The organism is Nitratidesulfovibrio liaohensis, from assembly GCF_011682075.1.
Classification (GTDB): domain Bacteria; phylum Desulfobacterota; class Desulfovibrionia; order Desulfovibrionales; family Desulfovibrionaceae; genus Cupidesulfovibrio; species Cupidesulfovibrio liaohensis.
The window spans coordinates 1-539 of sequence record NZ_VSMK01000783.1 but is presented as its reverse complement, the minus strand read 5'-3'; the positions used below and the strand labels follow the sequence as shown (position 1 = coordinate 539).

The following is a 539-nucleotide window of genomic DNA, read 5'->3' as shown; positions in this document are numbered from 1 at the left end:
CCCCGGGGCGGAAACGGCGGCCTGCCCCTCGCCCATCGGCACGGCCCAGCCGCCGCCCAGCGCCCGGTACAGGGTGATGGCGCGGGTGGCCAGTACTGCCCGCCCCCTCACGTGGGTCAGGGCTGCGGTGGACAGTTCGCGCTCGGCATCGGCCACGGCCAGAAAATCGGTCAGCCCGGCCCGGTAGCGGTCCCAGGCCAGGACAAGGGCAGTGCGGTCCGCCTCCAGCACGGCGACCAGATCAGGCAACCTGTGCTGCTGGCGGTCCACGGCGTACAGGGCGGCTTCCGCCTCCTCCACCGCCGTGCGCGCCGTGGAAAGGTAGGTCAGGGCGACCTGTTCGCGCCGGGCATCGGCCTGTTCGATGCGCGCGGTGGTGGCCCCGGAATCGAACAGGGTCAGGCCCAGCGCAGGGGCCACGGACCACACCCCGCTGCCCGAAGACAGCAGCCTGTTCACCGCGGACGCCTGCGAGCCCAGCGTGGCCGACAGGCTGAGCGTGGGCCAGCGCTCCGCCGTGGTGGCGGCAAGGTCCGCCG

The 539-nt window shown here is 73.7% G+C and carries 1 protein-coding gene; it reads right to left on the bottom strand.

Translation table 11 applies throughout. The annotated features are described in order from the left end of the window. Positions 1-539, bottom strand: a 539-nt coding sequence (locus FVW27_RS19170) for a TolC family protein (protein ID WP_167128371.1), incomplete at both ends; no start/stop codon positions are given.